The sequence below is a fragment of the Novosphingobium beihaiense genome, assembly GCF_022832375.1.
Lineage (GTDB): Bacteria > Pseudomonadota > Alphaproteobacteria > Sphingomonadales > Sphingomonadaceae > Novosphingobium > Novosphingobium beihaiensis.
Window position 1 is genome coordinate 172,522 of record NZ_JALHLG010000005.1, and the last position, 18,202, is coordinate 190,723.

Annotated in this window: 21 protein-coding genes; 10 read left to right on the top strand and 11 right to left on the bottom strand. The window is 64.3% G+C overall.

Translation table 11 applies throughout. The annotated features are described in order from the left end of the window. Nucleotide 1: 1 nt before the first annotated feature. Both MTR66_RS04360 and MTR66_RS04365 read left to right on the top strand, forming a co-directional pair. Nucleotides 2-175 (top strand): hypothetical protein, encoded by a 174-nt coding sequence (locus MTR66_RS04360; RefSeq protein ID WP_243918239.1) that lies wholly within the window; start codon nucleotides 2-4, stop codon nucleotides 173-175. A gap of 66 nt (nucleotides 176-241) precedes the next feature. Then, the gene (locus MTR66_RS04365; RefSeq protein WP_243918241.1) at nucleotides 242-1,027 is read left to right on the top strand and encodes a helix-turn-helix domain-containing protein; all 786 of its coding nucleotides are present in this window, start codon (nucleotides 242-244) and stop codon (nucleotides 1,025-1,027) included. 29 nt (nucleotides 1,028-1,056) lie between these two features. Here the strand turns inward: MTR66_RS04365 and MTR66_RS04370 are convergent, their stop codons facing one another. Genes MTR66_RS04370 through MTR66_RS04395 form a run of 6 tightly spaced genes read right to left on the bottom strand, consistent with a single transcriptional unit; the run spans nucleotide 1,057 to nucleotide 4,843 of the window. Next, complete coding sequence (locus tag MTR66_RS04370; protein ID WP_243918243.1) at nucleotides 1,057-1,317, bottom strand: hypothetical protein; 261 nt, start codon at nucleotides 1,315-1,317, stop codon at nucleotides 1,057-1,059. Nucleotides 1,318-1,324: 7 nt separating this feature from the next. Continuing rightward, complete coding sequence (locus tag MTR66_RS04375) at nucleotides 1,325-1,753, bottom strand: MAPEG family protein (RefSeq protein WP_243918245.1); 429 nt, start codon at nucleotides 1,751-1,753, stop codon at nucleotides 1,325-1,327. A 52-nt stretch (nucleotides 1,754-1,805) separates the two neighbouring features. After that, nucleotides 1,806-2,783, bottom strand: a complete 978-nt coding sequence (locus tag MTR66_RS04380; protein ID WP_243918247.1) for a threonine ammonia-lyase — start codon at nucleotides 2,781-2,783, stop codon at nucleotides 1,806-1,808. A 17-nt stretch (nucleotides 2,784-2,800) separates the two neighbouring features. Continuing rightward, nucleotides 2,801-3,445 carry a class I SAM-dependent methyltransferase gene (locus tag MTR66_RS04385; RefSeq protein WP_243918249.1) on the bottom strand — a complete coding sequence of 215 codons (645 nt, stop codon included), beginning with the start codon at nucleotides 3,443-3,445 and terminating at the stop codon, nucleotides 2,801-2,803. A gap of 5 nt (nucleotides 3,446-3,450) precedes the next feature. Next, nucleotides 3,451-3,594 (bottom strand): hypothetical protein, encoded by a 144-nt coding sequence (locus MTR66_RS04390; RefSeq protein ID WP_243918251.1) that lies wholly within the window; start codon nucleotides 3,592-3,594, stop codon nucleotides 3,451-3,453. A gap of 4 nt (nucleotides 3,595-3,598) precedes the next feature. Next, a complete protein-coding gene (locus MTR66_RS04395) occupies nucleotides 3,599-4,843 on the bottom strand; it encodes a BtaA family protein (RefSeq protein WP_243918252.1) in 1,245 nt (414 codons plus the stop codon). Nucleotides 4,844-5,029: 186 nt separating this feature from the next. On the opposite strand from MTR66_RS04395, the gene MTR66_RS04400 reads away from it, so the two are divergent. The 3 genes from MTR66_RS04400 to MTR66_RS04410 all read left to right on the top strand — a co-directional run bounded on the left by MTR66_RS04400 (nucleotide 5,030) and on the right by MTR66_RS04410 (nucleotide 9,158). Beyond that, nucleotides 5,030-6,241: a saccharopine dehydrogenase family protein gene (locus MTR66_RS04400; protein WP_243918254.1), complete on the top strand. Its 1,212-nt coding sequence runs from the start codon at nucleotides 5,030-5,032 to the stop codon at nucleotides 6,239-6,241. 137 nt (nucleotides 6,242-6,378) lie between these two features. Next, nucleotides 6,379-7,581, top strand: a complete 1,203-nt coding sequence (locus MTR66_RS04405) for a carboxynorspermidine decarboxylase (protein WP_243918257.1) — start codon at nucleotides 6,379-6,381, stop codon at nucleotides 7,579-7,581. Between the two features lie 350 nt (nucleotides 7,582-7,931). Next, nucleotides 7,932-9,158, top strand: a complete 1,227-nt coding sequence (locus tag MTR66_RS04410) for a type III PLP-dependent enzyme (RefSeq protein WP_243918259.1) — start codon at nucleotides 7,932-7,934, stop codon at nucleotides 9,156-9,158. A 206-nt stretch (nucleotides 9,159-9,364) separates the two neighbouring features. Here MTR66_RS04410 and MTR66_RS04415 read toward each other — a convergent pair whose 3' ends face one another. Further along, a complete protein-coding gene (locus tag MTR66_RS04415; protein WP_243918261.1) occupies nucleotides 9,365-10,465 on the bottom strand; it encodes an NADH:flavin oxidoreductase/NADH oxidase in 1,101 nt (366 codons plus the stop codon). Nucleotides 10,466-10,773: 308 nt separating this feature from the next. Further along, on the bottom strand, nucleotides 10,774-11,397 hold the full coding sequence (locus MTR66_RS04420; RefSeq protein ID WP_243918263.1) for a glutathione S-transferase family protein: 624 nt from the start codon (nucleotides 11,395-11,397) through the stop codon (nucleotides 10,774-10,776). Between the two features lie 94 nt (nucleotides 11,398-11,491). On the opposite strand from MTR66_RS04420, the gene MTR66_RS04425 reads away from it, so the two are divergent. Then, nucleotides 11,492-12,205, top strand: coding sequence for a helix-turn-helix transcriptional regulator (locus MTR66_RS04425; RefSeq protein ID WP_243918265.1), 714 nt, complete (start codon nucleotides 11,492-11,494; stop codon nucleotides 12,203-12,205). Between the two features lie 12 nt (nucleotides 12,206-12,217). Here the strand turns inward: MTR66_RS04425 and hemA are convergent, their stop codons facing one another. The 3 genes from hemA to murI all read right to left on the bottom strand — a co-directional run bounded on the left by hemA (nucleotide 12,218) and on the right by murI (nucleotide 15,178). After that, entirely contained in the window at nucleotides 12,218-13,432 is a 1,215-nt protein-coding gene (gene hemA, locus MTR66_RS04430) for a 5-aminolevulinate synthase (RefSeq protein WP_243918267.1), read from the bottom strand. Between the two features lie 109 nt (nucleotides 13,433-13,541). Beyond that, complete coding sequence (locus MTR66_RS04435) at nucleotides 13,542-14,339, bottom strand: hypothetical protein (RefSeq protein ID WP_243918268.1); 798 nt, start codon at nucleotides 14,337-14,339, stop codon at nucleotides 13,542-13,544. Then, nucleotides 14,336-15,178: a glutamate racemase gene (gene murI / locus MTR66_RS04440; protein WP_243918269.1), complete on the bottom strand. Its 843-nt coding sequence runs from the start codon at nucleotides 15,176-15,178 to the stop codon at nucleotides 14,336-14,338. Before murI ends, MTR66_RS04435 begins: the two co-directional genes overlap by 4 nt. A gap of 110 nt (nucleotides 15,179-15,288) precedes the next feature. Here murI and plsY point away from each other — a divergent pair, with 110 nt between their 5' ends. The 4 genes from plsY to MTR66_RS04460 all read left to right on the top strand — a co-directional run bounded on the left by plsY (nucleotide 15,289) and on the right by MTR66_RS04460 (nucleotide 18,164). After that, nucleotides 15,289-15,876: a glycerol-3-phosphate 1-O-acyltransferase PlsY gene (plsY, locus tag MTR66_RS04445; RefSeq protein WP_243918270.1), complete on the top strand. Its 588-nt coding sequence runs from the start codon at nucleotides 15,289-15,291 to the stop codon at nucleotides 15,874-15,876. Between the two features lie 10 nt (nucleotides 15,877-15,886). Continuing rightward, nucleotides 15,887-16,996 carry a DNA-processing protein DprA gene (gene dprA / locus MTR66_RS04450; RefSeq protein ID WP_243918271.1) on the top strand — a complete coding sequence of 370 codons (1,110 nt, stop codon included), beginning with the start codon at nucleotides 15,887-15,889 and terminating at the stop codon, nucleotides 16,994-16,996. Further along, complete coding sequence (locus MTR66_RS04455) at nucleotides 16,996-17,412, top strand: DUF4260 domain-containing protein (protein ID WP_243918272.1); 417 nt, start codon at nucleotides 16,996-16,998, stop codon at nucleotides 17,410-17,412. Before dprA ends, MTR66_RS04455 begins: the two co-directional genes overlap by 1 nt. A gap of 98 nt (nucleotides 17,413-17,510) precedes the next feature. Beyond that, nucleotides 17,511-18,164 carry a hypothetical protein gene (locus MTR66_RS04460; RefSeq protein WP_243918273.1) on the top strand — a complete coding sequence of 218 codons (654 nt, stop codon included), beginning with the start codon at nucleotides 17,511-17,513 and terminating at the stop codon, nucleotides 18,162-18,164. Nucleotides 18,165-18,202: the final 38 nt, after the last annotated feature.

Genomic DNA, 18,202 nt, shown 5'->3' on the forward strand with positions numbered 1-18,202 from the left:
GATGGCGCTCCTGGCAACGCTGGCTTTCGTAGTCGCATTCGCAAGCCTGATTATGGCGAGCACTATCTATTTCCCGTGGTGGTTTGGGGGGATCAAAGGGCTCAAGCCCAAACTGAGCAAACGCGAACAGTGTGTTCTGGCCGTGAGCGTCGGCCTGTTTTTGGCGAGCTTTTAGGTTATTCAGCAGACTTTCCCAGAATAAGTCTGCGTCTTGTCCGCACAGCAATCGAGATGGTGGAAGATGACAGAGGGCATTGAAGCACTGAGCGAGCGGGAAAAGGAGACGCTGCGGCTTCTTCTTGGCGGTCATGATTCGAAATCGATGGCCAGCGACCTGGGGCTGTCCGTCCACACCATCAACGAACGCCTGCGCGAGGCCCGCAAAAAATTAGGGGTCTCCAGCAGCCGCGAAGCCGCGCGGCGGCTGGCGGAGGCCGAACAATCTGCCCCCCATTTTCTGGCGGACAAGGTTTTAGGGGATGCGGACGCAGCGCCCCGCGAGGAAAGACATGGGCCGTCCGAAAAGCGCCAGAGCGTGGGTTATCCCCTCGTCTGGCTAGGTGGAGGAATGCTCATCATGTCTCTTATCATTGCTGCTGCTGTGCTCTCGTCGACATTGGCGGGAAGCGCCGCCACGCCGACAGCGGCACAGCCCACGCCTGCCGCCGTTTCTCTAGACGACAGCGCCGATGCCGCCGCTGTGCAGTCCGCCCGGGATTGGGTCAGGCTGCTGGACCAACAGCACTGGAATGACGCCTGGCAGCAGGCGGGCACGGTTTTCCGGTCGAAGATAGCCGCCAAACAATGGGATACGGTCATTCAGACGGTACGGGGCCCGCTTGGTGCCACGTCCCGCCGGACGGTGCAGTCCGTCATGAAAACCCAGGCTCTTCCGAACGCGCCCAAAGGGGAATACCAGATCATCAAGTTCCAGACGGACTTCGCCAAAAAAACCGGGGCGATCGAAACCGTTGTCCTGTTTAAGGAAGGTTCCGACTGGAAAGTGGACGGGTATTTTATCCGCTGATTGTCTGAATCTGGCGGGCGGGGCGTTTCTTATTCTCCGCCCGCCTTGTCCATCATGTCCATGAAGTCCCGCGCGGCGTTGCGGTCGTCCTCGTTGTCGAACGCCACGTCCAGATCGGGCGCGGCGCCGAACAGGTGCATCAGAGTCCACAGCGCGAAGCGGCGGCCCTTGTCCTTTTCCATGCCGAAATCGACGCGCATCTTTTCCACCCCTGCTGCCAGTGCCGCAGGGGTGATGGCGGTGGGGTCGCCGGTGCCGAAATAGCGGCGGAGCTGGTCGTCGAAATCCATACGGTGCTCAGAACAGTGCCAGTGCCGCGCGGGCCACGAGGAACATCAGGCAGAAGGTGGAGAGCGCGAAGAAGCCGAAGCGCACGTTCATCTTGTTGACAGTGGCCTGCACCAGCGAGTGCAGCACGCGAAAGCCCACATAGGCCCAGCCCACTTGCGCGTTCAGCCCGTCGCCCTGGCCGATGATGGCGAGCACGATCGATACTGCATAAAACACCGTAGGTGCTTCATGCAGATGGTTGTAATTATGCGCTTTCCATTGGACCTGCGGCGGCAGAAGGTTGTCCAGCGTGATGCTGGGGTCTTCGGCGAGTTCCTCAGGGTCGATCTTGGCGGCGTTCATGGCTGGGATACGGGTGCCGTAGAGCCAGAACCACATGACCATCGTCCAGGCGGCCAGCGCCACCACGGGTTGCAGGATTGCCATTCCAACCATTGTCATTCCCCTCCGGATCAGGCGCCGAGCGTCGGCCCGGCGGGCGGCCTTGTCAATCGGTGCCGGTCAAAACCTTCGCGAAAGCCGCCGCATCGGTATTTCCGCCGGTCAGCATCACCGCCGTGCGCGGCTTGAGGTCTACCTTGCCCGCCAGCACTGCCGCCAGCGCCGCCGCGCCGCCGGGTTCGAGCACCAGCCGCAGCTTCTCGAAAGCGAGGCGCTGCGCGGCATGTACTTCGGCCGGAGTGACGAAGAGCCCGAAGGGGCAGCGCTCGCGCAGAATTTCGAAATTTATCGGATGGGTTCCCGGCGTTTGCAGGGAATCGCAAGGCGTGGCCGGGGCGTCCGCGGCTACGCGCCGGATTTCGCCGTCGGCCAGGCTGCGGCGGATATCGTCCCAGCCTTCGGGCTCCACCGGCACTATGGCGGCATCGGGGCAGGAGAGGGCAAGGCCCGCCGTCAGTCCGCCGCCGCCGCAGGGCGTGACGATAAGGTCCGGGCCGCCCAGCCCCATGGCGTCCATTTGCTGCGCGATTTCGATCCCGGCGCTGCCTTGCCCCTCGATTACCCAGGGATCGGCGAAGGCATGGACCAGCGTGGCGCCGCGTTCGGCGCAGACACGCTCGGCCACTTCGTCGCGATCCTCGCCGCCCGGCCGGTCGTAAAGCACGACTTCGGCGCCCAGCGCGCGGGTGTTGGCCAGCTTCACCGCGGGGGCGTCGTTGGGCATGACGATGGCCGCGGTAATGCCCAGCCGCCGGGCCGCCCAGGCGACGCCTTGCGCGTGGTTGCCGCTCGACACGCCGACGACGCCGCGCTGGCGTTCCTCATCCGAAAGCTCGGTCAGCCGGTGCCATCCCCCGCGAATCTTGAACGCGCCGACGGGTTGCAGGCACTCGGCCTTGCACCAGACGGTCTGCCCTTCGACTTCCAGCGGAAGCAGGGGAGTAGGCGGCAGGATATCGGCGATCTTGCGCGCGGCGAGGGCGACGCCTTCGCCGGACGGTTTGCGAATCAGGGGCTTAGTCATGAGCCCATGGCATAGACTCAGCGCGTCAGACGCACCATCTGATAATAGCCGAAGGGGCCGCGCACCACTTCCAGTTGCAGCCCGTGGGCATGGGCCAGCCGTTCTGCCACTTCGGGCAGGTCCTGCCGGGGCGCCACGTGGAAGCGGGCAAGCCAGCCGTAGAGCAGGCGGCGCAGGAAGCCGGGCAGACCCTTGCAATCACCGAAATCCACGACATGCAGCGAGCCGCCGGGGGCCAGCGCAGCGGCGGCGTGGCTCAGCGCGGCCTGCCAGTCGGGAATCATCGAGAGCGCATAGGAGAGCACTACCCGGTCGAACCCCTCGCGCCCGAACAGGGCGGCGGTATCGAAATCGGTGGCATCGCCCAGCGCCAGCCGTCCTTCGCCGCCCAGCCGCTTGCGCGCGTTCTTGAGCATTTCGGAGGAGATATCGAGCCCGTGGCACTGCACGCCGGGCCAGGCCTTGCGGATCAGTTCCAGATTGCGCCCGGTGCCGCAGCCCAGTTCCAGCACCGCCATGCCGGGCTGCGCATCCAGCTCGCGGATCAGCCGGTCGCGGCCGAACAGGTAGTACTTGCGCGTCAGGTCATAGATATGGCGCTGGCCGCGATAGACTTTGTCCATCAGCGCGGCGTGATCGGGCGTATGGGGGCGGGTTGCCATGGGGATCACCAGATTTCCGCAAACCGGCCGTCACCCTGAACTTGTTTCAGGGTCCATTTTCCGGTTCGGACCGGACGGCTGATCGGCAAAATGGATCCTGAAACAAGTTCAGGATGACGGTAAGGAAACGGTGAGAGCTTCAACGTCATGGCCTCAGTCCTTCAGCACGTAGAGGTGCACGCCGCCGTAGATCGACGAGCGGTCCGCCAGCGTTGCCGCCTGCGATTCCGCCGCGCGGTAATCCCACCGCTCCAGGATCGCATCGGGCACGCGGCCGGGCAGCAGCGAAGGCTCGGCGGCAGTGCGGAACAGCACGCGCGCGCCGGGGCGGGCGGTGCGGGTGATCTGGCTCCACAGCTCGGTCAGTTGTTCGTCGGTCATCCAGTCCTGCGCGTCGAGCAGGATGTAGCGGTCCATCGAACCTGCGGCGCTTTCCGCCAGGACGTGGGTGAAATTGGCGTGGCGCAAGTCCAGCCGGTCCAGCCGCGCGCGCACCAGCGGGAGGTTCGCGGCTTGCAGATAGGGCGGCAGCGGGGCTTCCTCGCTCTTGCCATAGCCGCGCCCGAAGGCCTGCCAGGCGAAGTAGTTGTCGTTGACCGGAAAGTGGCAGGCGAGCTTTTCCAGCCGCGCGCGCAGCACGTCTGCCATGCGCTGTTCGCCCGCGAGCGCGTCGTACTGCGCGGGCGGAATGCCGAGGCCGAACAGCGAGGCGGGGTGGTTGGTCAGCCAGCGCACCAGCTTGCGCTCGAAGATCGGGGCGAAGCGTTCGTCGAACACGCGGCGCTGGTCTTCCAGCGAGCCGGCGCCGAGGATCTCGCTCGGGTCGATCTTGTAGAGCTTGGCCAGCTTGTGCGCGATACCGATGAAATTGCCGAGCAGCCCGTGGCGATAGACCCCCTTGGTAAAGGCCTTGATGCGGCGGCGGCCGACGAGATCGCGGCCTTCCCAATAGCGGCGCGTCTGCTCGTCGAGATGGGGGGCAAGGCGCTCGCGGTAGGTCGCCAGGTTTTCCGGATGATCGGCCTCGGCAATGAAGCGGCGCAGATCGGCATAGTCGGTCAGGTGTCGGATCGCGGTGTGCTTGAGGTTGTTGAGCGCGATATGCGCGGTGTTGAGATCGACCACCGTGATCGCCGCGGGATCGGCGGTGAGATAGGACAGGGCATTGCAGCCGCCGCTGGCGATGGTGATAATCCGGCTGTCCGGCCCGATCTGCAGCGCTTCCATGTCGGCCACCGGGTCTTCCCAGATCTGCGCATAGACGAGGCCCTTGAAGGCGAGCGCGAAAGCCTTGTCCAGCAGGCGCGCGGCGCGCGGGCTTTCGTGGCGGACGACGGCGCCTTCGATGAGCTTGGTGCGGGTCGTGTCGCCGTTGGTCGTGCTTGCAGTCTTGGCCATGGGTTGCCCCCCGAAAGCGTGGAATGTTTCCCGCCCTTGCTGGCGCAGCATGACCGGGTGATGACGCCGCGATGGCAGATTGTGACAATCCACTGCCCGGCCGCCATGAGAGTGCGCCCGGTTGAGTTGTCGCACGGGCGGTTTATATGCGCGTCTTTATGTTTGGCTCCTGAAGGAGATGGTTAGGTGAGCAAGGTTCTGGTGATCGGCGCGGGCGGCGTCGGCTCGGTCGCGGTCCACAAGATGGCCATGAATCCCGAGATCTTCACGGATATCCATCTGGCCAGCCGCACGGTTTCCAAGTGCGAGGCGATTGCCGAATCGGTGAAGCAGCGCACCGGCGTTTCGATCAGCACGTATGCCATCGATGCCGACGATGTGGCCGCGACCTCGGACCTCATCCGCAAGATCGCCCCGAAACTGGTGGTCAATCTGGCGCTGCCCTATCAGGATCTGGCGATCATGGATGCGTGCCTCGCCACCGGCACCCACTACATGGATACCGCGAACTACGAGCCCAAGGACGTGGCCAAGTTTGAGTACCACTGGCAGTGGGCCTATCAGGAGCGCTTCAAGCAGGCGGGCCTGATGGCACTGCTGGGCTCCGGCTTCGATCCGGGCGTGACCAGCGTGTTCGCGATGTGGCTGAAGAAGCACAAGCTCAAGACCATCCGCAAGCTCGACATTCTCGATTGCAACGGCGGCGATCACGGCCAGCACTTCGCCACCAACTTCAACCCGGAAATCAACATCCGCGAAGTGACCGCGCCTGCCCGGCATTGGGAGAACGGCCAGTTCGTCGAGACTCCGGCGATGAGCAAGAAGGTCTCGTTCGATTTCGAGGGCGTCGGCCCCAAGAACATGTACATGATGTACCACGAGGAGCTGGAAAGCCTCGCGAAGTTCCTGCCCGAGCTGGAGCGCGGCCGGTTCTGGATGACTTTCGGCGATGCCTATATCCAGCACCTCACCGTGCTGCAGAACGTGGGCATGACCCGTATCGATCCGGTCACGTACAACGGCGTGGAGATCATCCCGCTGCAGTTCCTCAAAGCCGTGCTGCCCGAGCCCAGCTCGCTCGGCGCGACGACCAAGGGCAAGACCAACATCGGCGATATCGCCACTGGCGAAGCGCTCGACGGCAGCGGCGAGAAGACGTTCTACATCAAGAACATCTGCGATCACGAGGCCTGCTATGAGGAAACCGGCAACCAGGCGGTGAGCTATACCACCGGCGTTCCGGCGATGATCGGCGCGGCCATGGTGCTCACCGGTACGTGGAGCGGCGAGGGCGTGTTCAACATGGAGCAGATGGACCCCGATCCGTTCATGGACATGCTGAACACACAAGGTCTGCCGTGGACGGTCGAGGAACTGAGCGAACCGCTGCCGTTTTGATTTTGCGGAGAGGGGAGGGGGAATCCTTCCTCTTTTCGTCATCCCCGCGGAGGCGGGGATCCCGCTTGTTCTCGTCCCGCGCAAGGTAGCGGGGCCCCCGCCTTCGCGGGGGCGACGGTGTTGTTGGGGTTTGAGAGATGGAAACCAAAGCCGGCGGTCCGGGCGCCTTTGCCCACTTCGACCTGTCGCGCGTCGACAGCCCCGCATTCGTGGTCGATGCCGCGAAGCTGCGCAGCAACCTGCAGATCCTGCAGGACGTGGGCGAGCGCTCGGGCGCCAAAGTGCTGGCCGCGCTCAAGGCGTTCTCGATGTGGTCCACCGCGCCGATCGTGGGCGAATACCTCGATGGCGTGTGCACCTCCGGCTTGTGGGAAGCGCGGCTGGCGAGCGAGTTCTACGACGGCGAGATCGCGACCTATTGCGCGGCCTACAAACCCGATGAGCTGGACGAAATCCTGCGCCTCTCGGACCATGTGATCTTCAATTCGCCGCAGCAGATCGAGCGCTGCTGGGCGATCATCGAGGCCGCGCGCGCGCGCGGCGAGGATTTTGACATCGGCCTTCGCATCAATCCGATGAAGCCCGAAGGCGAAGTCCCCAAATACGATCCCAGCGCCCCCCATTCGCGCCTCGGCTTCCCGATCGACCAGCTTGCCGACGAACATGTCGAAATGATCGACGGCATCCACTTCCACAACTTGTGCGAGCAGGACTTCGAACCGCTCCAGCGCACGTGGGATAAAGTGTTCGACTATCTCGAACCCTATTTCGGCCAGTTCAAGTGGCTGAATATCGGCGGCGGGCACCACATTACCCGTGCCGATTACCAGCGCGAGGACTTGATCGAATTCCTCTCCGACATGGCCGAGGATACGGGTGCGGAAATCTACATCGAGCCGGGCGAGGCCGTGGCGCTCGATGCGGGTATCCTGACCGGCACCGTGCTCGATGTGGGCTGGAACGGGATGCCGGTGGCGGTGGTGGACGTGTCCGCCACTTGCCACATGCCCGATGTGATCGAGGCGCCCTACCGTCCGGCGATGCTGGGCGAATTGCCTATCGAAGACGCAGGCGCGATCGACGAAGGGCAGGGCGGGGCGGTGCGCCTTGGCGGCCCTTCGTGCCTCGCGGGCGATGTCATCGGCGATTACCGCTTTCCCGAACCCGTCCAGCCCGGCACGCGCTTCGCGTTGCTCGATCAGGCGCACTATTCGATGGTGAAGACCACCACCTTCAACGGCGTGCCGCTGCCTTCGATCTGGCTGTGGGATTCGGAAACCGACTCGCTCGAATGCATCCGCCGGTTCTCCTACGAGGATTTTCGCGACCGCCTGAGCTGACACCGCGCGCACGGCCCATCGCAGATGAGGCCCGGTCAGTCTGTCCTGAAGCGAATCATGCGCAACTATTTGTTAGGGGCTGCGTTTCGCCGATGAATTTCACCGTGCCCCACACAAGCGGGAGCTCATCGGTGTCGCGACGGCAAAGCCTTGTAAACAAAAGGTAAAGCCACACAGAGAGGGGCGGGTTGGAAGCGTGTTGTCACGGATGTGACATTTTTGTGAAACGTTCAGATTTTCACTTGCGATTCACGAACGCTATCCTATATCCGCCCCCTCGCTGCCCCATGGGGACTTCCAAACCGCAAGGCAGCTCTTGTCGCTAACAATTCCACTGGGGGTCCCTTGAGTTGCACAATCATCCTGATGCACCGGCTGTAGCGCGCTTCCTCGCGCCTGACGAACCTGTTATCCTCAACCGCCCGCATGCTGCTGCGCGCGCTGCTCAGTTCTTCGCCACGAAGTTTCCGGGCAAGGCGCTCTATGCGGTGAAGGCGAATCCCTCGCCCGATCTCGTGCAGATCCTGTGGGACAACGGCATCACCCACTATGATGTCGCCTCGATCAACGAGGTGCGCATGGTGCGCGGCGTTCTGCCCGAGGCTACCTTGTGCTTCATGCACCCGGTCAAGACGGCCAGCGCGATCCGTGAGGCCTATTTCCAGCACGGCGTGCGCACTTTCAGCCTGGATACCCAGGAAGAGGCGGACAAGATCGTCGCGGCCACCACCGATGCCGAGGGCAACCCGGCCAAGGACCTGCGCCTCTGCGTGCGCCTGCGCGTCTCGTCCGAATATTCGGAACTGAGCCTTGCTTCCAAGTTCGGCATCGATCTGGCCGATGCAGGCGCGCTGCTGCAGTCCACCCGTCAGGTGGCGGACTGGCTGGGCGTATGCTTCCACGTCGGTTCGCAGGCGATGACGCCGTTTGCCTATGTACAGGCGCTGGAGCGTGCGCGTGCGGCGATTGCCGATGCGGGCGTGGTTATCGACATGATCGACGTCGGCGGGGGCTTTCCCTCCTGCTATCCGGGTATGGAGCCGCCGCCGCTGGAAGATTACTTCGCGATCATCCACCGCCACTTCGAAGCGCTGCCGATCGCCTACAACGCCGAGCTGTGGTGCGAACCCGGCCGCGCGCTGTCGGCCGAGTACAACTCGCTGATCGTCAAGGTCGAGAAGCGCCGCGGCGACGAGCTCTACATCAACGACGGCGCCTATGGCGCGCTCTACGATGCGGCGCACGTGGCCTGGCGTTTCCCGGTGCGGCACATCGCCCGCGACGAAATGAACGACAACGCCGCAATCGACGTGGCCGAGATGCAGCCGTTCTCGTTCTACGGGCCGACCTGCGACGATGCCGACTTCATGGAGGGGCCCTTCATGCTGCCGGCGGAAATCAAGGCGGGCGACTGGATTGAAGTCGGCATGCTCGGCGCTTACGGCGCGGCGATGAAGACGGCGTTTAACGGTTTCGGCGGGGCCGAAGTCGTCATTGTGACCGACGAGCCGATGGCCAGCCTCTACACCGGCCGTGCGGACCCGCGCGTTTCGGACAACGTCGTCTCGCTGCGCTGAGCCGCGGGGGCGGATAAGCCTGAAATTCGTATTCCAATCCCGTCATCCCCGCGCAGGCGGGGATCCCGCTTCTTCACAGAGCAGTGTTGGGAAAGGCAGCGGGGCCCCCGCCTGCGCGGGGGCGACGAATGAAGAATAGACTTTGTTCCACTGCACTACGCCACGAGTGAAACCCCGCCGGGATCGTTTCCGGCGGGTTTTGCGTATCAGGGCGCGATGAACAGATCCTTGTAGCGGTGCGGCTGGCAGCGCAGGAATTGCGGGGCCACCTTGATCTGCGCGCCCAGTGCCGCGGCTGCGTGCCAGGGCCAGCGCGGATCGTAGAGCACGGTGCGGGCAATCGCGATCATGTCCGCATCGCCGGTGGCGACGATGGCTTCGGCTTGTTCGGGCTCGGTGATCAGGCCCACGGCGATGACCGGCACGGAAACGGCCTCTTTCACACGGCGGGCGAGGGGAACCTGATAGTTCGGGCCGACAGGGATGGCCTGCTGCGGATGCAGGCCGCCGCTGGAAATGTGCATGGCGGAAACCCCGCGCTGTTGCAGTGCGCGGGACAGGGCGATGGTCTGTTCGATGTCCCAGCCGCCTTCGACCCAGTCGGTGCCTGAGACGCGCACCGTTACCGGCTTGTCCGCCGGGAAGGCCGCGCGCACGGCGTCGAACACTTCCAGCGGGAAGCGCATGCGGTTTTCCAGACTGCCGCCATAGTCGTCCGTGCGCTGGTTGGAGAGCGGAGACAGGAACTGGTGCAGCAGATAGCCATGCGCGCCGTGGATCTGGATGGCATCGATCCCCAGCCGCGCCGCGCGGCAGGCGGCCTCGGCAAAGGCATCACGGATGCGGGTGAGACCAACGGCGTCCAGCGCCTCGGGGGCGTTTTCGTGCGGCTGGAAGGGAACGGTGGAGGCTGAGACCGTCTGCCAACCGTTCGACGCCTCGGGCGCGATCTGGGCGCCGCCGTCCCAGGGCTTCGCAGTGCTGCCCTTGCGCCCGGCGTGGCCAAGCTGAATGGCGACGGGCATGTCCGACCAGCGGCGCACGGTCTTGAGCACCTTGTCCATGGCCTGCTCGGTCTCGTCGTCCCACAGGCCGACGTCGCCGTAGCTGATCCGGCCCTCGGGCGTCACGGCCGTCGCCTCGATCGTGAGGATGCCCGCGCCGGACAGCGCGAGGTTGCCCAGATGGATCGCGTGCCAGTCCGTCATCCGGCCGTCTTCGGCCGAATACTGGCACATGGGAGCAATGACGATGCGGTTGGGCAGAGTGAGGTTACCAATGGTGATCGGTTCGAACAGCTTGGCCATGAATCGGTCCTTATGCTTGATCGGGCGAGGTCAGGGGGAGGGGCCACGCCGGCCTGCGACACGTGGTGTCCGGACCGGAAAAAGAAAAGGGCCTCCGGCCGGAGACGGGAGGCCCACGGGAAAGAATATCTTGCCGGGAAAAAAGGGAGGCCGGGCGCTGTTCCCCGGATGTGATGGCCCCTACCTAGCTTCGTCATTGCGAGGCCCGCAGGGCCGCGGCAATCCAGGGCGTCGTGGTGCTGCCCTGGATTGCTTCGCTTCGCTCGCAATGACGAAGGTTTGTTCAAAGCCAATGCAGAGGATACAGATCAGATTGAGGCGAGTGCGAGCTCCTGTGGCCCGGAGGCGTTGTCCAGCGCCTGTGTGCGCTGCGCGGCAGGGCGGGCGTGGCAGCGCTCGATATAGGCGTCGATCGCTGCGCTTTCGGGAAAAGCCGCCCGTCCGAAGACAAGCGCACTGCTGACAAGGAAATCGGCAGCGGTGAACACATCGCCCATCAGACAGGGCGACCGGGACAGCGCGCTCTCCAGCCGTTGCATGACGATGTCGTGGCTGCGTTGCTTCTGGGGCGAGGCGGCCAGTTCCCCCGCCAGCCCAGCGAACATCGCGGGTTCCAGCTCGGTGGCGTACCAGGCGAGCCAGGTCAGGTAGTCGCCGCGCCGCGCATCGCCGGGGATAGGGGCCAGACCGGCTTTGGGGAACGTATCGGCAAGGTAGAGCACGATGGCGACCGATTCCGCCACCAGCGTTTCGCCGTGGACGATCGCGGGCACGCGCTTGTCCGGATGCGGGTTGGCGGGATCAGGCGCGCCTTCGCCAGTCATCGGGCGGAAGATCGAGACCGGGCGGATTTCATAAGGCACGGCCAGTTCCTCCAGCAGCCAGATCATGCGCGTCGAGCGGCTGTGCGGGGCGTGGTAGAGCGTGATCACGGGGAATGTCCTTTCGCGTGGCATATCGGGCCGGGCGGCGTGCCCGGCGGCGAAAGGGCTTGTAGGAAAGGGCTGCTGACAGCATTCTGTCAGCATGAGACGCGCCGACCGACTCTTTCAGATCATCCAGATCCTGCGCCGCTCGCCGCGTCCGGTGACGGCGGGAGACATGGCGGGTGAACTGGAAGTCTCGGTCCGCACGATCTACCGCGACGTGGCCGATCTGATCGGCCAGCGCGTGCCGGTCAGCGGCGAGCCGGGCTTCGGCTATATCCTCGACGATGCTTTCGACATGCCCGCGCTGATGCTGACGCCGGACGAGATCGAGGCGGCGGTGTTGGGCGCGCAATGGGTGGCCGGGCGCGGCGATCCGGTGCTGGCGAAGGCAGCGCGCGATCTGATCGCCAAGATCACCAGCGTGGTGCCCGAACACTTGCGGCCGTTCATTGCCGATCCCTCGATCGGCGCGCCCTTTCTGTTTCGTCAGGCGCCGGACGGCATCGATGTGGCGCGCACGCGCACCTGGATCCGCGAAGGCCGCAAGATCCGCATCGGCTATCGCGACGAGCGCGGCGATACGAGCGTGCGGGTGATCTGGCCGGTCATCATCGGCTATTTCGACGAGGCCCGCATGCTGGCCGCGTGGTGTGAACTACGGCAGGATTTCCGCCATTTCCGCACCGATCGCGTGACGAGCGCCGAATTTCTGGAAGACAGGCACGGCGTGCGCCTGGGCGTACTGCGGGCCCGCTGGAAACGCAGCATCGATGCGCGGCTATCGGCGAGAGCGGCTTCGAGCCGTGGGTGAGGCGCGGCCGGTTCAGGCCGCCAGCTTCATCTCCATGCGTTCCCAGATCTCGACCAGAGCGTCGGTCAGTTCGCGCATCATCTCTTCGGTGTGGGCCGGGCCCGGGGTGAAACGCAGGCGCTCGGTGCCGCGCGGCACGGTCGGGAAATTGATCGGCTGCACATAGACGCCGTATTCGGCGAGCAGAATGTCGCTGATCTTCTTGGCCTTGACCGGATCGCCCACCATCAGCGGCACGATGTGCGTGGTGGAATTCATCACCGGCAGCCCGGAATCGCGGAACATCTGCTTGAGCATGGCGGCGGCGCGCTGCTGGCCGTCGCGCTCCTCGCTGGAGCTCTTGAGGTGCTTTACCGAGGCGAGCACGCCCGCCACCAGCACCGGCGAGAGCGAAGTGGTGAAGATGAAGCCCGGCGCATAGGAGCGGATGCAGTCGATGATTTTCTGGTCCGCCGCGATATAGCCGCCCATCACGCCGAAAGCCTTGCCTAGAGTGCCTTCGATGATGTCGATCCGGTGCGCCGCCTCGTCACGGTCGGTAATGCCGCCGCCGCGCGGGCCGTACATGCCCACGGCATGGACTTCGTCGATATAGGTGAGGGCGTTGTACTTGTCCGCCAGATCGCAGATCGCATGGACCGGGGCGATATCGCCGTCCATCGAATAGACGGATTCGAAGGCGATCAGCTTGGGCAGCGCCGGATCGGTTTCGGCGAGGAGCTGTTCGAGGTGTTCCAGATCGTTGTGGCGGAACACCTTCTTTTCGCAGCCCGAATTGCGGATGCCCGCGATCATGCTGGCGTGGTTCAGCTCGTCTGAAAAGATCACGCAGCCCGGCAGCAGCTTGGCGAGGGTGGAGAGCGTGGCATCGTTCGAGACATAGCCCGAAGTGAAGATCAGCGCGCCTTCCTTGCCGTGCAGGTCCGCCAGCTCGCTTTCCAGCTCGATATGGTAATGGGTGTTGCCGCCGATGTTGCGGGTGCCGCCCGAACCGGCGCCGACATCGTGCAGCGCCTCTTCCATGGCCTCGATCACTTTGGGATGCTGGCCCATGGCGAGATAGTCGTTCGAGCACCACACGGTGATCGGCTTGGGGCCGTTGTGGCCGGCAAAGCAGCGCGCGTTGGGATAGGCGCCCTTGTTGCGCAGGATATCGATGAAGACGCGGTAACGCCCTTCGGAATGAAGGCGGTCGATCGCCTGGTCGAAGATGTGATCGTAGTTCACGAAGTCTCGTCCTGCATTGCCTTGTCCGGCTGACCCGTCCTGGTTTGCCGGTATATGCTTAAGGCGGCCATTACATGATCGTCCTGCCCATGGCCAGCGGCTAGTCCCGTTAAGAGTGATCGGAAAACCTTTTCCAGACATGGGGTATATCAACCGGATCGTGGGCAGTGACGACGGTCATATCGGGTGCCGCCCGGCGCAAGGCATTGATCGTCATCAACCACGCTTTCGTTTCAGTGCCGGAATCGCCGCCGGCTTCGGCCACCCTGGCAGGCGGATGAAGCGTATTCAGGCTTTCGGGAGCGGCGGCGGCGGCTCCAGCGAAGAGGAATTCGCGCCCATTGCGCAGGCGGGCGTAAAGCAGCTTGGCGTCCGGGGAGATGCCGGGAGCGGGAATGACCACGACGCCGGGGGCGAGGGCATAAGGTTCGCTTCCGCGCGGCATTGGGATGGCGGTATGCAGGTTGCCGGACTGCAGCGGATCGCTGCTCAGGATCACCGTGTGGGCGGCATGGGCCCGCGCTTTGTTTACGCGGTTCTGCGCGGCCGGGTCGAAGAGGCTAATGCCGTATTCGTGCACGGTTGCGGCGCTGACGCCCGCGTTGATGACGATGGGCTTGGCCCCGCGAACGGTCAGTTCGTAGGCCTGTATGGTAACGGGAATGGGCCGCAGGCCCCAGCCGGCGACCAGTCTGTTGCGCATGATCCGGCATTGGCCCAGAAATTCGCTCCGCACCCGCACAGGGCGGGGGCCAGGCAGACTGTCCGCCAGTTTGCGCAGGCCGGTGATCGATATCGGTTTGGCCTGCACGTCTGCGGCGGCCGGATCATCGATCATGTACCAGTAATAAGGGACGCTCGCGATCAGGAGGAAGGCAAGCAGCCAGTAGTTCAAACGGCGTGTCAAAACCCTTCGACCCTCTCCAGCCCGTAACGCTTTAGCATGGCGCCATAGCCGTCCGGCACGGCTGTGCGGCCAGTCACTAGCGCTCTATCAGGGGCTTGGCGAGCCCATTCCTGCCCCTCCGTGAGACGGGCGATCTGCCGGGCGATCCCTTGCGCGCCATGGACGAAGCGCACGCCCGGTCCGAAAGCCCGCGAAAGTTCGGCCTCCAGCAGCGGAAAGTGCGTGCAGGCGAGGACGACCGTGTCGATCCTTTCTCCCCCCGGCATGGCCCGCAACGCCTCGGCGGCGCCGGTGATTGCTGCGCAATCCACGGGTTCGCCGCGCAGCTTGGCCTCGGCGGCATCGACGAGGGCAGGGGCGGCGTGGCGCAGCAGCAGCTTGTCCGCCGCGAATTCATGTTCGAGCCGGTCGACATAGGCCTGGCGGATGGTCGCTTCGGTGCCCAGCAGGCCGATGACGCCGGTTTGCGTCATCGCCGCAGCGGGCTTGATCGCCGGAACCGTGCCGACGATCGGCACTTCCAGCACGTCCCGCACCATGCCGAGCGCGATGGTGGAGGCGGTGTTGCAGGCGATGCAGACAAGTCGCGGGTGGAATCGCTCGGTCATGCGGCCAAGCAATCCGGCAACGCGCGCCGCGATCTGGGCTTCGGTTTTCGAGCCATAGGGCAGTCCGGCGGTATCGGCGGCATAGATCACCGGGGCGCCGGGCAGCAGCTTGCGCACTTCCTCCAGCACCGTCAGCCCGCCTACACCGGAATCGAACAGGAGAACCGGCGCGGCCGGACCGGCGTGGGGCGCCGGTGCCGGAGGCGGTGCGCTGAGCGTTTCGGATGTCATTGTCATTCCCTGAATCTTGCCGTCTGTTAACCGCGAGGATGGGGAAAGAGCAACGGACAATACTGCAAGCCGGGTTCTGCTTGGCGCGACAAGCGGCTAAGGCAGCGGCCATGAACTGGATTCTCCCTTTGGCGCTGGGCTATGCGCTTGGATCGGTGCCGTTCGGGCTCCTCATTACCCGGCTTGCGGGCGCGGGGGACTTGCGCAGCATCGGATCGGGCAATATCGGCGCGACCAATGTGCTGCGCACCGGGCGCAAGGGGCTGGCGGCCACTACGCTGCTGCTCGATTTGCTCAAGGGTCTCGCCGCGGTGCTGATCGCCGCGCATTTCTGGCCCGTTGCAGCCGGGCTTGGCGCGCTGGGCGCGTTCATCGGGCACTGTTTCCCGGTCTGGCTGAAGTTCCGGGGCGGCAAGGGCGTCGCCACGACGGCCGGGGTCGCCTTCGGTCTCGCCTGGCCGGTGGGGCTTGCTTATGCCGTGACGTGGATTGGCTTGCTCGCCACTGTGCGCATTTCCTCGGTCGCCGGGATGAGCGCGGCCGTGGTGGCGCCGCTCGTGGCACTGGCGCTGGGCCGGCAGGAGGCCGCGCTGGTGCTGGCGGTGATCGCGGCCGTTGTCCTGTTCCAGCACCGCGAGAACATCGCGCGCCTGCGGGCTGGCACCGAGCCGAAAGTCGGCGGCGGCAAGAAGGCATGAGCAAGAAAATATGAGCATGGGGGCGGCACTGTCTCAGGACGAAGCTTTCGCCCGTATCCGCTTGCTGCGTTCGCCCAACATCGGGCCGGTGACATATGCGCAGCTTCTGGCCCGTTTCGGCCAAGCGCAGGCCGCAATAGAGGCGCTGCCGGATCTGGCGGGCCGGGCGGGCAAGCCCTACTCCGCCGCCCCGCCGGAGCGTATCCATGAAGAGATCGCTGCCGTGCGTAAGGCCGGGGCGCGCTATCTCTTTCACGATTCTGCGGGATATCCGCCTTTGCTCGCCGCGATCGAGGGGGCGCCGCCGGTCTTGACAGTGCGGGGGGACGCAGGGCTCTCCTTCCGGCCTTGCGTGGCGGTGGTGGGGGCGCGCAATGCCTCTGCCGGGGCCGTCAAGCTGGCGCGCGATTTTGCCCATGGCCTGGCCGAAGCCGGTTTCACGATCGTCTCCGGGCTGGCGCGCGGGATCGACGGCGCCGGGCATGAGGGCGCGCTGGCAGCGGGAGAGGGCGGTTCGACCATCGGCGTGATCGCCAGCGGGATCGGCATCGCCTACCCGCCGCAGCATGCAGCTTTGCAGGAACGCATCGCGCAGGAAGGCTTGCTGATCGCCGAGCAGCCGCCCGGCACCGAGCCGCTGGCGCGCCATTTCCCCACACGCAACCGCATCATCGCAGGGCTGGCAGCGGGAACGCTGGTGGTGGAGGCGGCGCCGAAATCCGGCTCGCTCATAACCGCACGGCTGGCAGGCGAGATGGGGCGCGAGGTCATGGCCATTCCCGGCTCGCCGCTCGATGCCCGCTCGCACGGCTGCAACCAGCTCATCCGCGACGGCGCGGTGCTGGTGCAATCGGTAGAGGATGTGATCGAACTGCTGACCGGCTTTGACGGCGCACCGCGTTCGATGTTTCGCGATGCGGCGCCGGCATGGGCGGCGCCTGATCCGGTAGCTGACGAGCCCGCTGAAATTGCCGGTCTTCTTACCGCTGCGCCGGTCGGAGTCGATGAACTGATCCGGCAGTCGGGAACAAGTGCAGCAGCGGTACAACTGGCACTGCTGGAGCTGGAAATCGCGGGTCGGCTGGTCCGCCACGCCGGAGGCAGAGTAAGCATAGCATGATGGAACAGGCCGAATTGCAGGAGGCTTCGGGGGATGGGGCTGTTCAAACGCCGTTGCAGGTGGTGCTTCGTCTGGAAGGAGCCGCCATCATGGTATTGTCGCTCCTCTTGTATCATCAGCTTCAGGCAAGCTGGTGGCTGTTCGCGTTATTGTTCCTGGTGCCTGACCTGTCGTTTCTGGGCTATCTCGCCAATGCAAGGATCGGTGCGCTTGCCTACAATTGCGCTCACAGCCTGGTAGGGCCGGTGTCGCTTGCAGTGCTGTCGCAATGGACAGGGAATCACGAACTGATGCCTTTCGCGGTGATCTGGACCGCGCATGTGGGATTTGACCGCATGCTTGGCTATGGGCTCAAATACGGCAGGGGATTTGGATATACCCACCTTGGCCGGATCGGTCCTGCGGCACGGGTGTGATGGACGCCCGCCGTTGCCGGAACACAAAACCGTCGGCGGCTTGCCGGGCAGGTGGAAGGGTGCGCATTGTACACGCGCTGGATATTCAGGGGTAAGATATGGAAATGGCATCGAAGGTTGAAGTCGGCCCGCTGTTCGAGGCGCTCTTTGCGCTGATGCGGCGCTATGTACAGGTGCTGTTGCTGGCCACTTTCAGCCTGGCTGCGCTGGATACCGCGTTGGTGATAGGGCTTGGCGAAAAGGCCCAGTTTCTGGGAAACATTGTCTCGATCGGTGTCGTTTTCGCGGTGCTGCGCCATCTGCTGCGCCGCGAAGGCATGGTGGAGGATGAAGGCGGTTTTGGATCCTACTTTGTGGCCCAGCTGCTTTCCGGGCTGGGCGTGATCGTGGGGTTCGTTCTGCTGATCGTGCCGGGGCTCTACCTTCTGGCGCGATGGTCGGTGGCGCCGTCATTGGTTGTTGGGCGCGGACTTCGCGCCTCGGATGCACTGGGTGCCAGTTGGGATGCGACCCGGAATTGTGCCTGGACGCTGACGATCGTGTACCTGATCTCCATTGTGGTTATGCTGGGGGGCATCTTCGGCACCGGTGTGGCCGTCGGTGCAGCAGGAGGAACGGCAAATTCTTTCGGGCTCGTCGCGTTTACGCAGATTGCCGGTGATTTCTTTGCCGTTGCCGGAGCCTATCTGAACGTGACGATCTATGCGCATGTGATCGGCAATCGTGGAGAACTGCAGGATGTCTTCGTTTGATCGAAGCCTCTTGACGTCTGTCACGATTGCTTTCCACC